This window comes from Cupriavidus sp. 01L415, assembly GCF_056400065.1.
The window spans coordinates 1-12,965 of the sequence record NZ_JBFTSP010000037.1 but is presented as its reverse complement, the minus strand read 5'-3'; the positions used below and the strand labels follow the sequence as shown (position 1 = coordinate 12,965).

The window sequence follows — 12,965 nt, the reverse complement described above, 5'->3', positions numbered from 1 at the left end:
AGCACGGATACCGGACAGTGATAAGGTGTGCTCATGCGCGTCTCCTTCCACGTACCTCGTACGCTCGCGGACGCCCGAAGCCCCTCCAACTCTCTCCAGCACCGCCCGACCGTCATGGCCAGCGCAATCCTCCTCGAAAACATCCACGCCAGCGCCCAGCAACTGCTGGGGCGCCACCAGATCGACATCGCCACCCAGCCAAAGGCCCTGGCCGGCGAGCCGTTGTCCCAGGCCATCCGCGATCACGACTTGCTCGGCATCCGCTCCGCCACCACGCTGACGGCGGAATCGTTCGCCAACGCCTCCCGCCTGCTGACGGTGGGTTGCTTCTGTATCGGGACCTCGCAAGTGGACCTGGGCGCCGCCGCTCACGCGGGCATTCCGGTCTTCAATGCGCCGTTTTCGAACACGCGCTCGGTGGCCGAGCTCGTGATCGGCCAGACCATCATGCTGATGCGCCGCATTCCGGAGAAAAGCCGCTCGGCGCACCAGGGGCAGTGGCAGAAGACCGCCAAGGGCTCGTTCGAGATTCGTGGCAAGACCATGGCCGTGATCGGCTACGGCAATATCGGCGCGCAGGTCGGCATCCTGGCGGAAGCGATGGGCATGCGCGTGGTGTTCTATGACATCCGCCCTCGCCTGTCGATCGGGTCGGCCATGCCGGTGCACACGCTGGAAGATGCGCTGTCCCAGGCCGATGTGGTCACGCTGCACGTCCCGGCCACGCCGCAGACGCGCGGGCTGATGGGCCGCAAGGCGTTGGCCGCCATGCGCCCCGGCAGCATCCTGATCAATGCATCGCGCGGTACGGTGGTGGATATCAATGCGCTGGCGCAAATGCTGGACGGTGGCCACCTGGCCGGCGCCGCCATCGACGTCTTTCCGGAAGAGCCGCGCAGCAATACGGACCCGTTCGTCTCCCCGCTGCAGGGAAAGCCCAACGTCATCCTGACGCCGCACGTCGGCGGCAGCACGGAAGAGGCGCAGGAAAACATCGGCGTGGAGGTGGCGACCAAACTGGTCAACTTCCTGGAAACAGGCGCCACGATCGGCGCGGTGAACCTGCCGGAGATCCAGCCGAATCCGCTCGAGGCGCCCGCACGCATCCTGAACATCCACTACAACCGCCCCGGCACGCTGTCGCACTTCAACCAGGCGCTGGCGCAGATCGGCGCGAATATCGTGGCGCAGCAACTGCAGACCGAGGGCGACATTGGCTATGCCATCACGGATATCAGCCTGGTGCCGCCCGCTGGCTGGGCCGATGCGCTGATGCGCGATGAGGCGTTCATCCGCACACGCGTGATTGCCGCCTGATTGCCGCCTGATCGTCGCCTGATTGCTGCCTGATTCTTCGGCCCTGACAGGGGCCACGCGATGCGCCCAAGGCCACCGGTGTTCCCGGTGGCCTTTTCTTTTCGATAACCCGCCTCGGCTTGTCGTTTGCCGGCTGCATGCAGGCCGCGCATGGAGACGATGAAATCGGCGGATAGCGCGGCCCGCCCCGCGCAAACCTCGCGTATACCCCGCTCGGGCGCCTCCGCCGACGCAGTCATACTGAGGCGACAACCACCATGCGCCGGACATGTTCGACCCGGCAGACATCCCAGGAGACCCCATGCAACGACGCCGCTTCTTCGCCATCGCCGCTGCCAGCCTGGCAGCCACGGGAGGCGTCCTGCCGACCGTAGTCCAGGCTGCCGACGATTTCCCGACGCGCCCGATCCGGCTGATCGTGCCGTACGGCGCCGGCGGCGTGACCGACCAGGTGGCGCGCGCGCTGGCGGACGCCGCCGGGCGCGAACTGGGCCAGTCGATCGTCGTGGAAAACAAGCCGGGAGTCAGCGGCACGCTGGGCGCCACGCAGATGGTGACCACGGAACCCGACGGCTACACACTCAGCATGGCGCCGGTGGTGATTTTCCGGCTGCCGCATGTGCAGAAGATGCGCTATGACCCGCTGAAGGACCTGACCTATGTCTCCATGATCGCGGACTACAACTTCGCGGTGGCCGTGAAGAAGGACGCCAAATGGCAGACCATGCAGGAACTGGTGGACGAGGCCAGGGCCAGCAAGCGCGGCATCAGCTACGGCACCACGGGCATCTACGGCAGCCAGCACCTGACGATTTCCGAACTGGCGCGGGTCTCGCAATCCAACTGGACCCATGTGCCCTACAAGGGCGATGCCGAGGCGATCACCGCGCTGCTGAGCGGTTCCTCCGACGTGGCGGTGTTGTCGAACACGCTACTGCCGTATGTGCAAAGCGGGCAGATGCGCGTGCTGGCCACGCTGTCGGAGAAGCGCGCAGCGGATTTTCCGAACGCGCCAACGCTGAAGGAAATTGGCTACCCAGTCTGGTCGAACTCGCCGTTCGGCATCATCGGCCCGGCGGGGATGAAGCCTGCCGTGGTCAAGCGGCTCGACGAAGCGTTCCGCAATGCCCTGAAGGACCCCAAGCTGCTCAACGTGACACGGCAATACGGCATGGTCACCAACTACATGGGGCCGGAACAATACGGGGCCTATGCGCAGAAGGCCTTCAAGAGCGAAGGCGAAATCATCTCCCGCCTGGCCGACGCCATGAAGAACCAGTAGTCAGCGCCTTGCCTGCCGCGGCGGCCGGGGCGGCTGCTGCGGACTCGCACTGAAATGCGGGCCCGGCCCTTGTCCCGCCAGCGCGTCCTGCGGATTGCGCAGCGGGCAAGCCTTCAGGGACAGGCATCCACACCCGATGCAGCCGTCCAGCTGGTCGCGCAGCATCGTCAGCGTGCGGATGCGGGCGTCGAGGTCCTCGCGCCAGGCGGCGGACAAGCGGCGCCAGTCCGCCACCGTCGGCGCCTTGCCTTCGGGTAGTTTCCGGAACGCATCGGCAATCACGGCGAGTGGCAGGCCCATGCGCTGCGCCACGCGAATCACCGCCAGCCGGCGCAGCACGCCGCGCGGATAGCGGCGCTGGTTGCCGTCGCTGCGCGTGCTGGAAATCAGGCCCTTCGATTCGTAGAAATGCAGCGCGGACACCGCCAGTCCGCTGCGCGCCGCCACTTCGCCAACGGACAAGGGATCGCGTGAGTGCAGGGGGCGATCGGTAACGGGCGTTTTGGGATGGCGGGCCATGGCGTCGGATGGGGGCGAATGCGGAAGGCGGCCATCGTACCGCACAAAATCGGCGGAAAACACGGCTGGAGTGCACCGCGCAGGACGGCATGTTGTTCGAGATTGAGGCGACGGCCGTGCTGCCGGAATGGCCGCATCGGCCTCGCGCATGCCCGGCTTCGCGCAAGGCGCAGCACGATCTGCTGCCCGCCGATCCCGACCCGTCCGAATCCGGCAGCTTCTGCCGCCAGCCCGCGCCTAGAATCGTTCAAAACGCCGGGGGACGACAGGCCGCGGTGCCCTACAGGAGACGCGAGATGGACTTTTCGGAACACCAGGCCGTGGCGGGTGCCACCCCCGCCACCAACGGCACCAGCGCCAGCGCTGCCACCTGCACCGGCAACCCCGCCGACAACCCCGCCCACACCAGCCACGACAGCGACGCGCTGGAGACCCGCGAATGGCTCGACGCGCTGAGCGGCGTGTTCGAACATGCTGGCGCGGATCGGGCCGGGTTCCTGCTGAACCGTCTGACCGAACATGCCAGCCATCTCGGGCTGGAAGCGCCCCACCCCTACTCCGCATACCAGAACACCATCCCGCTGGCCGCGCAGCCGCCGTACCCCGGCGACCTCGCCATGGAGGAACGGCTGACCGCAATCATCCGCTGGAACGCGCTGGCGATGGTCGTGCGTGCCAACAAGGCGTACGGCGAACTGGGCGGCCACCTGGCCAGCTACGCGTCGGCGGCGGAGATCTTCGAAGTCGGCTTCCAGCACTTCTTCCGGGCCGACGATGGCAAGGGGATGGACCGCCGCAACGGTGACCTGGTGTACTTCCAGCCCCACTCGGCGCCGGGTGTCTATGCGCGGGCCTTCCTCGAAGGCCGCCTGTCGGAGGCGCAACTCGCCAATTACCGGCAGGAAGTCGGCAAGGACGGCCTGTGCTCGTATCCGCATCCGTGGCTGATGCCGGATTTCTGGCAGTTCCCAACCGGCTCGATGGGCATCGGCCCCATCAGCGCGATCTATCAGGCCCGCTTCCTGCGCTATCTGGCCGACCGTGGTCTCGCGCAAACCGCGGGCCGGCGCGTCTGGGGCGTGTTCGGCGATGGCGAGATGGATGAGCCTGAATCGCTGGCGGCGCTGTCGCTGGCCGCGCGAGAACGGCTCGACAACCTGACCTTCGTCATCAACTGCAACCTGCAGCGCCTGGACGGCCCGGTGCGCGGCAATGGCCAGGTCATCCACGAACTCGAATCGTTGTTTGCCGGCGCCGGCTGGAACGTCGTCAAGGTGATCTGGGGATCGGAATGGGATGCCCTGTTCGCACGCGATACGCAACATGCGCTGCTCAAACGCTTTGCCGCGATGGTCGATGGCGAATACCAGAACCTCGGCGCCAAGGACGGCGACTACAACCTTTCGCACTTCTTCCATCAGGACCCTGAACTCAAGGCACTGGTCGCCGGCATGAGCCCCGCCGAGATCGACGGCCTGCGCCGCGGCGGCCACGACCTGCGCAAGCTCCATGCGGCGTTCCAGGCGGCGGCCTCGCATACCGGCCGGCCCACCGTCATCCTGGCCAAGACCAAGAAGGGGTTTGGCATGGGCAATGCCGGCGAATCGCGCATGACGGCGCACCAGCAGAAGAAGCTCGACATCGACGCCCTGCGCGCGTTCCGCCAGCGCTTTGCCTTGCCGATCGACGACGCGGCGCTGGCGTCGATGGCGTTCTACAAGCCCGCCGACGACAGCCCGGAAATTGCCTACCTGCATGCGCGCCGGCGCGCGCTGGGCGGATACCTGCCGGCGCGCTCCGGTGCGTCGCCGGTGCTGCCGCTGCCGCCGCTTGACCACTATGGCGCGTTCGCCCTGCAGCCCGATGACCGCGAGGTGTCCACGACAACCGGCGTGGTCCGCCTGTTCTCGAACCTGATCAAGGACAAGACCGTGGGACCGCGCGTGGTGCCCATCGTCGCCGACGAGGCGCGCACCTTCGGCATGGCCAACCTGTTTCGCCAGATCGGCATCTATTCGCCGCAGGGCCAGCTCTATGAGCCGGAAGACTCGGGATCGATGCTGTACTACAAGGAGAGTCGCGACGGCCAGTTGCTGGAGGAAGGCATCACGGAAGCCGGCGCGATGGCATCGTGGACGGCCGCCGCCACGTCTTACAGCGTGAACGGCGTGCCCATGCTGCCGTTCTACATCTACTACTCGATGTTTGGCTTCCAGCGCGTGGGCGACATGATCTGGGCCGCGGCGGACCAACGCGCCCGGGGCTTCCTGATCGGCGCCACGGCGGGCCGCACGACGCTGTCCGGCGAGGGCCTGCAGCACCAGGACGGCTCAAGCCAGCTGGTGGCGGCAACGGTGCCCAACTGCCGCGCCTACGATCCCGCGTTCATCAGCGAGGCGGCGGTCATTATCGACCACGGCGCGCGCGCAATGCTCGAGGAACAGCGCGACGAGTTCTACTACCTGACCGTCAACAACGAGAACTACGCGCAAGCGCCGCTGCCCGAGGGCGCGCACGCCGACGTCATCAAGGGGATGTACCAGTTCGGCACGCGCGGCCCCGACGATGCGCCGGTGGCGGTCCGCCTGCTGGGCTCCGGCCCGATCCTGCGCGAGGTCATCGCCGCAGCGGAGCTGCTGGCCAGCGACTGGAACATCCACGCCGAGATCTGGAGCGTGACGAGCTTCCCCGAACTGGCGCGCGATGCACGCGAATGCGAGCGCCGGGCGCTGTTCGGCGGCGACGCCACCGCGCACAGCCACGTCCGCCACTGCCTGCCCGGCGATGTGCCGGTCGTGGCGGCCAGCGACTACGTGCGCGCCTACGCCCAGCTGATCGCGCCCTACGTCGACGCCCCCTATACGGCACTCGGGACCGATGGCTTCGGCCGCAGCGACACGCGCGGCGCACTGCGCCAGTTCTTCGAGATCGACCGCCACCATATCGTGGTGAGCGCGCTTCATGCGATCGACCGGGATCTGCATGCGCAGGCGCTCGCCCGGTACGACCTGCGGTTCGACGCCGAAGCGCCCTGGGCGCGCTGACGCAAGCCGGCAATCTGATCGGCGGGGCCCGTCGCCGGGGCCCCGCTGCCCGCCTCTCCTCCTGCAGCTCGCCGCATTCCGCACCTTCCCCCCGCTTCCCCCACTTCCCGTTCCAGCGGCTTTGTCCTATCGTGATGGCTTCGCTCCCCCCGAGGCCCCTAGCCCATGCCCGCAAACAATCCCTTCAAGGCCGCCCTCGCGGCACGTCAGCCGCAGGTCGGCCTGTGGATCTCTATGGCCACGCCCTATCTGGCCGAGGTCTCCGCCACGGCGGGCTTCGACTGGTTGCTGATCGACGGCGAGCACGCACCCAATGATGTCCGCAGCATCCTCGCCCAGCTGCAGGCGGTGGCACCCTACCCGGCCGAACCGGTGGTGCGGGCCGTCTCCGGCGACGTGGCGCTGATCAAGCAGTTGCTCGACATCGGCGCCCGCACCTTGCTGATCCCGATGGTCGATACCGCCGAACAGGCCCAGCGGATGGTCAGCGCCACGCGCTACCCGCCGCAAGGCATCCGCGGCGTGGGCAGCGCCATCGCGCGCGCCTCGCAATGGAATGCGCGCGCCGATTACCTGGACGTGGCGAACGATGAAGTCTGCCTGCTGGTGCAGGCCGAATCCGTGACGGCCCTGCAGAACCTGGAGGCGATCTGCGCGGTGGACGGCGTGGACGGGGTGTTCATCGGGCCGGCGGACCTCGCGGCCTCGATGGGCCATCGCGGCAACCCGGGCCACCCCGAGGTGCAGGCCGCCATCGAACGCGCAATGAAGACGATCATCGCCAGCGGCAAGGCAGCCGGCACGCTGACGTCGAATGCCGCGGCGGGCCGCCAGTATTTCGATCTCGGCTGCACATTCGTGGCCACCGGCGTGGATGTGCTGGTCTATGCGCGGGCGGTGCGCGAACTGGCGAAAGCGTCGCGTGACGGCGGCGGCAAGGGCGCCACCGTCGCAGGCGGCAGCGGGTACTGAAGCGGTGCCCCGGGGCGTGTGCGTGCGGCAGACCGGTGATTCGGGGCACATCCGGGCGCCCCGGCCTTAGAACTGATCCAGCACGTCCTTGATGATGCCCTTGCGCAATTGGGCGGCCACCTCCAGATCCGCGGCGCTCAGCGTCGCCATCAAGTCCGCATAGACCAGCACGGGCGGGACCAGGCCCGCGCCGGCCGACTTGTCGATCGACGGATCCCAGAACGCCTCCAGCACTTCCACGGCGCCTTCCGGGTTCGGTCGCAGCTTGTGCTTCTGCGTCAGCCCCTGCATCGCCTGCGCCATGCGCGACGGGAACACGTAGAGCGTCTGCCATTCAGGCCGCAGGCCGCCCACCATTGACTCGGCCGCCACCTCGCCGCCCCAGCTGGCGCCCAGGTCCACCACACCCACGGATCGCCACCACTCCGGATTCGGTGCGCTGAAGCGGCGCGGCTGCAGCCGATGCCGCAGGATCGTCGGATAGTTGGTCACCCATTCGTCCAGCAACCGGTCCGGCGCCGTCAGGCGGCGGCGCTCCTCCTGGCGGGTCTCCAGCAGCCACCCGCGCGCGGCAAGCCCGTTGAACACGGCGCCGACGGAGCCCAGCGCGATGCCGCTGACGCGCGCGATCTCGCGGTAGGTGGCCTGCAGCAATGCCGGCTCACACAGCAAGGCAAACACCATGCGCTGGGAACTGGGATTGCCGCTGATGCGCACCGTCGGCCGCACCACGCTGTCCGGCGGCGTCTGGCCGCTGACGAAGACGAACAGATCGGGCGCATCCAGGTAGGTATTGCCGGCCGTATCGATGAATTGCAGCCCCATCTCCCGGCACTGGCCGGCGAGCGCCGGCGTCAGGTATGTGGTGACGAGCAGGCCCGGATCGCGCGCCGCCAGCTGGGCTCGGACCACCGACAGATCCGCCGCGGTGCGAACCGAGCGGCGGCATTCCACCGCATAGCGATACGTGACAGTGCCGCGGCGCAGCGAAACCGCCGCCACCGGAGAAGCCGCACCCTCGCGCCTGCCGCGCCGGATGCGCGCCGGTATGCCCGTCGTCCGGTGCAGTGCCGACAATGCGGCTTCCACCCAGTCGAAATCAACCGTCTTCTGGTCCATGGCAGCGTGGTCTTGTCGCCGTGAACTGGCGTCATGGAGTTGGTAAACGTAGCTACGATCATGGACGAAAGCGCGGCGCTGTTCAACTTTTGGCGGTGTTCATACTGTCTGAACAACGCAAAACCCTGAACAAGCTACGGGACCGCCGAGGACGGTTCTTGCCGTGGTGTGCCGTGACCCGCACAGAATGCGAACGCATATGCCGGTCGGCATGTTCAACGCGCGCGGAAGGCCCGCGCCGTGGAAGCCTACGCAAGCCAGCTTCAGCGCTTCAGCCCGGTGCAACTGGCCGATGTCTGCGCGCCGGAACGGTATTGGTCACTTGAGCCGTGCGACGGGCGCCAGGCCTGAGTTATCCGCTTTTCAGCCCCGCCGTGCGCCCTGGCCGGACGCAAGGCGGGTCCCTTTCGGATCAGGACTTGCCAGGTGTCGTGCCGCTCCTGCCAGGCTCCAGTGGGTTCGTGTAGCTGCTGGCCGACGACCCGGTCGCGCTGCCGGCGTTGCCTGTCGAGAAGTCCGAGCCGATGGCAGCGCCCGAAGTCGCGCCCGAGTTGCCACCTGACATGCCGCCTGACGTACCTTCTGCCGAACTGCCAGTGCCGGACGCGGTCGAGCCACCCGGCCGCCTGCCGCCCGGGCCGCCGCCGTCGCGCTGCACGCGGAGCTGATTGTTGATGTCCTTCACGCCAAACACGTCCTCGGCGATGTCCTCGATCCGGTACTTCTGCTGGCGATCCGGCACGGAGCCGGTCAACGTCACCGCGCCTGCCGATACGGAGACCTCGACCTCGCGCACATCGAGCCGGCCACTGTAGATCAGGCGTTCACAAAGGTCTTCCCGAATGCGCTCGTCCGAGCGCTGGTAGCCCTTCGGCGCCACGCGTTGCGCGCGTGCAGCGGCCGAGCCACCGGCACCGCCGAAGCCGCGATTGAGACGGCTACGCTCATTGGCGCCCGTGAATTGCTCATAGGCGGCGGCGTCGCGATCGTAGCCGCCGGACTGCGTCCCCGAGCGGCTCTCGCCCCAGCGGCTGCCCGTGCCGCCACGCATACCCTGCCGCCGACGCATGGCCAGGTCACCCTGCTCATCCAGCCACTCCGATGCCGCAGGCCGCTGCCCGCCGCGATAGCGCTGGTCGGGCGACGGGTCATAGTCGGAGACACCATAAGCGCCCGTGTAGTGGGTGCGCATGTCCGGCCGGTTGCCCGTGGGCTCGTCCCAGGGCGCGCCGCGCGTACGCGAGACATCGGGCCACTGGCCACCCTGGCTCCCTGACTGGCGACCGCGTTGTTGCCACTCGCTGCCCCGGCTTGCGCCCTCCTGATGCCAGTCGCCCCAGCGTTCGCGCTCGTCCTGCCGCTGCGAGCCATAGCGCTGATCCGGCGTCCGTCCCGCATCGCGGCCCTCGCCACCATATCGACGAGGCTCGCTTTCATACCCGCCGTATCCGCTCTGCGAGGACACGGATGATGGCGCGTGGCTCCCACCGTGCTGGTCGCGGCTGTAGCCCCGCCAGTCATTTCCGCCGCCCTGCTGCTGGCTGGCGCGGCCCTGCCAGTCACTGCCGCCGCCTTGTTGCTGAGGCCCTTGCCGCTGATGCCCTTGTTGCTGGTGCCCTTGTTGCTGGTGAGATAGCCATCCGCCGCTGTCCGCCTGCTGCTGGCGCTGCGCGTGCGGCGAGGGGTAGCCATCTTCGTTCTGCCAGCCGGCGCGCTGTGCCCTGCCACGCCGGTCGTCGGCGTATTGATCGTCATCGCGATCGCTGCCGTAGCCGTCGGAAGCGCGGTCGTCCGACCCGCTCCCCCACTGATTGCCCTGGTTCATGAGAGTCTCCGGTTGGCGCGTGAATCTGGCGCATGAATCTGGCGCGTATCGCCGCGTACAGGCACCGCACACGTCATGCATCAACCTCAGGACGCAAATTCCATACCGCGCCCCGCCGTCTTCCCACGTGCGCTGCGTGCCGCACGCCATCGCTCGCGCATCCCTCGTGCATACCTCGTGCGCGTCTTCCCGGCGAAAATCGGCGGTGCGCCTTTTACATCGCCATATAAAACCTGCACGAAAGAACGCCTCGCCCGCGCTGGGCGACGCATGCATATGCCACCCGCGGCGCCGTGGCGAATGCGTTGGTTGCGCGTCGTCGCCAAGTCGTCGCGAAGTCGTCGATATCCCACACGCGATTAGGCATCGCCCCCCTGTGGGCCGGGTGGGATGCACATATCGTGAAGGCACTTCCATCGTAAAAATCCGGCACTACACTATGGAAATCTGACATGGAATGCCCCGCCGGTCTCGACGCCCGAGAAGCGCCGCCCGGCCCACTGGGCGACTCACCGGACCCGGCGCCGAAACAGCCTTGCGTCGCGTAACGGTATCGCCACGGACCCGACTTTCCCTTGGGGCCCGTGGCGCGCGTCGCCCGCATGCCAACCACATGGCACGCGGGCGGCGCGTTTCCGCGTATATCCCCGATGCCCATCCGCTTGCGACAGATCTGAAGAAAATTTCAGACAGATGACGATGGCGCTTTGGTCATCGATACGGTCCGTCATCTACAGTAGAGAAACGCGAAGACGGAGACCGTCATGGATGCACTGACCACTAAACTGGCCCGGCTTAGCCGCCACGCCCAGTTGTGTGCAGAGTCACTATCCGCCGCGGCCGCCGCGGCATCCGATCCGCAAGTGCGCGCCGTCCTGGCGCACCGCGCCAACATCCAAAGCTGCGCCGCCGCCGAGCTAGCCGTGCGGGCGGGCGCTTCCATCAGCGATCAGGAATCGTATCCGCCCACCGCCAGGCGGCGGGATACCGCGCTATCGCACGCGCCCCCGCCCACGGACGCCGGCGAACTTGTGCTGCTGCGCTACGCGGCGCAACAAGCCGGACACGCCGCCACGGAGTACGGTGCGCTGCTGCGGGAACCTCTAGCCGATCCGGACTTGCGCCTGCTGCTGGCGCACTACTACCGTGGGGCCACCGAGCTGCAACGCCTGTTGGAGCAACGCATCGTGGAATTCGCGCCCTCGCGTGGACACGACACACCCGCACGCCGCGCGAGCCCACATTTGCACTAAGAGGCCCCGGCTGCCCGGGATGCTCAAACCTGAGGCATGGCCCGCACGTGCACCGGCATGCTGACCGGCCGTAATGTGGCCTGCGTGTGGGCGCTGAGTTCCTGCTGTGGCAAGTACGGACGAATCACCAGCGCCACGTAGTCGTCATCCTTTGGCGATACCACCAGGTACACCAGACCCGACATCACCAGTGCCACCTCGCCGAGCTGCGCGGCAATGCGCGCGGCGATGAACCGTTGCAGCAGCACGGGGTCCACGCTCGCGTCGATCGCCAGTGCCGTCGTACAGATCGTCATCAGGCACTGCTCGACGGCACGGCATACCACCACCACCTCGTCGAGCGCGTAGCCGGTGTGCGCCGCGCGGACGAGCACGGACACGCCCTCGCTGGTCGAGGCGCGGTGCCAGCCAGGTTTGATGCGGAAATCGGGAAGCGTCAGTTTGGAGCCCGCGTCATGGGCCACTGCGTTGAACTGCTGGGCGAAATCGCGCGGACTGATGGCTAGCAGTTGCTTTTCAATGGGCGTGGAGGAGACCGCCACCGATGAGGCCAGGCTCAGGGTGACCAGAACGGTGGTCAAATTCATCGTTACCTCCGTTGCTCGCAGGCCGGCAGGTCGCAAGGGCGCCATTGCGCGATTGCGGCCAGGCCGGCCTCGCTGCACGCCACAAACCAAAGCATTTGGCGTTCCAGCCTCAAGCGGGCGAATCGACGTCATCAAGACGTATCCCATTGAGTAGGGTGAGGGGTCACCCCCTCAGCCCTCTCACACCACCGTACGTGCGGTTCCGCATACGGCGGTTCATGATCGAGACTGCAGGTGTCGCTGCGTGTCCAGCAGCGAGATCAGCCCCATGGCGTCGAAGAAGCGCTTTGGGAAGGCCGCGCGCATATGGCTCGCCCCGGCATTCCACCATGGGCCTTGCCCATTGTGGGCCGAGTGCCAGGCACGTCTTTCCTCCAGCCCCTGTCGACGCAGCAGCGCAGTCCGGGTAGTACAACTCTTGGCTTGCCGCCATAGCAGACAGCGCAGCCGCCGCCTCACCCAGCCGTCCAGATCCTCCAGCGGTCTTTTGCTCTGTGTGTGCTGGAAGTAGCCCATCCACCCGCGCAACACCGGATTCAGCGTCGCGATCGTGTGAGTCAAGCCCCTCCCGCGCCCCTTGCGCATCAGCTCCTTGATCCGCCCCGTCAGCCTTTGCAGACTTTCCGGCGCAATACGCAGCTTCGCCTGACGGTGTGCTGTCACGCTGTAGCCCAGGAACTTGCGCGCCCACGGGCGCCCGCACGTGCTCTTGCCCTCGTTGACTTGCAGTTTCAGCCGCTCCGCGAGGAACGCCGTCATACGTGCCAACAACTGTTGTCCCGCCACCTTGCTTCGGACGTAGATATTGCAGTCATCCGCGTAGCGACAGAACGCCAGCCCCCGCCTCTCTAGTTCACGGTCCCAATCCGTCAGCAGGATGTTCGACAGCAGCGGCGACAGTACGCCGCGTACAACGTTGCATACTTTTCACTCCGTCGTCTGAATCATTCGAATTTTCGCTGTCGAGAGCCCCAGGCTGTGGGTCAACCCTGAACACAACGACGATCTCATCCTTGTGGATTTCGACACGCTTGACCAGACCCAATA

The 12,965-nt window shown here is 66.9% G+C and carries 11 protein-coding genes; 5 read left to right on the top strand and 6 right to left on the bottom strand.

Annotation, left to right across the window (positions count from 1 at the left end; genetic code table 11):
- The first annotated feature begins 114 nt into the window (after positions 1-114).
- Both serA and AC1DOX_RS28085 read left to right on the top strand, forming a co-directional pair.
- A complete protein-coding gene (gene serA, locus AC1DOX_RS28090; RefSeq protein WP_441624037.1) occupies positions 115-1,317 on the top strand; it encodes a phosphoglycerate dehydrogenase in 1,203 nt (400 codons plus the stop codon).
- A gap of 301 nt (positions 1,318-1,618) precedes the next feature.
- Positions 1,619-2,599, top strand: a complete 981-nt coding sequence (locus AC1DOX_RS28085) for a tripartite tricarboxylate transporter substrate binding protein (RefSeq protein WP_441624017.1) — start codon at positions 1,619-1,621, stop codon at positions 2,597-2,599.
- Here the strand turns inward: AC1DOX_RS28085 and soxR are convergent, their stop codons facing one another.
- The gene (soxR, locus tag AC1DOX_RS28080; protein ID WP_441624015.1) at positions 2,600-3,118 is read right to left on the bottom strand and encodes a redox-sensitive transcriptional activator SoxR; all 519 of its coding nucleotides are present in this window, start codon (positions 3,116-3,118) and stop codon (positions 2,600-2,602) included.
- Between the two features lie 296 nt (positions 3,119-3,414).
- Here soxR and mdeB point away from each other — a divergent pair, with 296 nt between their 5' ends.
- Together mdeB and hpaI are read left to right on the top strand one after the other, a co-directional pair.
- Complete coding sequence (gene mdeB / locus AC1DOX_RS28075; RefSeq protein WP_441624013.1) at positions 3,415-6,162, top strand: alpha-ketoglutarate dehydrogenase; 2,748 nt, start codon at positions 3,415-3,417, stop codon at positions 6,160-6,162.
- A gap of 165 nt (positions 6,163-6,327) precedes the next feature.
- Positions 6,328-7,134 carry a 4-hydroxy-2-oxoheptanedioate aldolase gene (hpaI, locus tag AC1DOX_RS28070; RefSeq protein ID WP_441624011.1) on the top strand — a complete coding sequence of 269 codons (807 nt, stop codon included), beginning with the start codon at positions 6,328-6,330 and terminating at the stop codon, positions 7,132-7,134.
- Between the two features lie 66 nt (positions 7,135-7,200).
- On the opposite strand, the gene AC1DOX_RS28065 is transcribed toward hpaI, so the two are convergent.
- Both AC1DOX_RS28065 and AC1DOX_RS28060 read right to left on the bottom strand, forming a co-directional pair.
- Positions 7,201-8,253, bottom strand: coding sequence for a type IV toxin-antitoxin system AbiEi family antitoxin (locus tag AC1DOX_RS28065; protein ID WP_441624009.1), 1,053 nt, complete (start codon positions 8,251-8,253; stop codon positions 7,201-7,203).
- Positions 8,254-8,665: 412 nt separating this feature from the next.
- Positions 8,666-10,078, bottom strand: a complete 1,413-nt coding sequence (locus tag AC1DOX_RS28060) for a BON domain-containing protein (protein ID WP_441624007.1) — start codon at positions 10,076-10,078, stop codon at positions 8,666-8,668.
- 764 nt (positions 10,079-10,842) lie between these two features.
- On the opposite strand from AC1DOX_RS28060, the gene AC1DOX_RS28055 reads away from it, so the two are divergent.
- Positions 10,843-11,331, top strand: coding sequence for a hypothetical protein (locus AC1DOX_RS28055; protein WP_441624005.1), 489 nt, complete (start codon positions 10,843-10,845; stop codon positions 11,329-11,331).
- A gap of 23 nt (positions 11,332-11,354) precedes the next feature.
- Here the strand turns inward: AC1DOX_RS28055 and AC1DOX_RS28050 are convergent, their stop codons facing one another.
- The 3 genes from AC1DOX_RS28050 to AC1DOX_RS28040 all read right to left on the bottom strand — a co-directional run.
- The gene (locus tag AC1DOX_RS28050) at positions 11,355-11,918 is read right to left on the bottom strand and encodes a malto-oligosyltrehalose synthase (RefSeq protein ID WP_441624003.1); all 564 of its coding nucleotides are present in this window, start codon (positions 11,916-11,918) and stop codon (positions 11,355-11,357) included.
- Between the two features lie 216 nt (positions 11,919-12,134).
- A complete protein-coding gene (locus tag AC1DOX_RS28045; protein WP_477114081.1) occupies positions 12,135-12,791 on the bottom strand; it encodes a group II intron maturase-specific domain-containing protein in 657 nt (218 codons plus the stop codon).
- Positions 12,772-12,965, bottom strand: a 194-nt coding sequence (locus AC1DOX_RS28040) for a hypothetical protein (RefSeq protein ID WP_441624661.1), incomplete at its 5' end; no start/stop codon positions are given. The genes AC1DOX_RS28040 and AC1DOX_RS28045, both read right to left, overlap by 20 nt.

Excerpts from the sequence above, each read along its gene's own strand:
- serA (WP_441624037.1), top strand. The coding sequence starts at position 115 with ATGGCCAGCGCAATCCTCCTCGAAAACATCCACGCCAGCGCCCAGCAA.
- AC1DOX_RS28085 (WP_441624017.1), top strand. The coding sequence starts at position 1,619 with ATGCAACGACGCCGCTTCTTCGCCATCGCCGCTGCCAGCCTGGCAGCC.
- soxR (WP_441624015.1), bottom strand. The coding sequence starts at position 3,118 with ATGGCCCGCCATCCCAAAACGCCCGTTACCGATCGCCCCCTGCACTCA.
- mdeB (WP_441624013.1), top strand. The coding sequence starts at position 3,415 with ATGGACTTTTCGGAACACCAGGCCGTGGCGGGTGCCACCCCCGCCACC.
- hpaI (WP_441624011.1), top strand. The coding sequence starts at position 6,328 with ATGCCCGCAAACAATCCCTTCAAGGCCGCCCTCGCGGCACGTCAGCCG.
- AC1DOX_RS28065 (WP_441624009.1), bottom strand. The coding sequence starts at position 8,253 with ATGGACCAGAAGACGGTTGATTTCGACTGGGTGGAAGCCGCATTGTCG.
- AC1DOX_RS28060 (WP_441624007.1), bottom strand. The coding sequence starts at position 10,078 with ATGAACCAGGGCAATCAGTGGGGGAGCGGGTCGGACGACCGCGCTTCC.
- AC1DOX_RS28055 (WP_441624005.1), top strand. The coding sequence starts at position 10,843 with ATGGATGCACTGACCACTAAACTGGCCCGGCTTAGCCGCCACGCCCAG.
- AC1DOX_RS28050 (WP_441624003.1), bottom strand. The coding sequence starts at position 11,918 with ATGAATTTGACCACCGTTCTGGTCACCCTGAGCCTGGCCTCATCGGTG.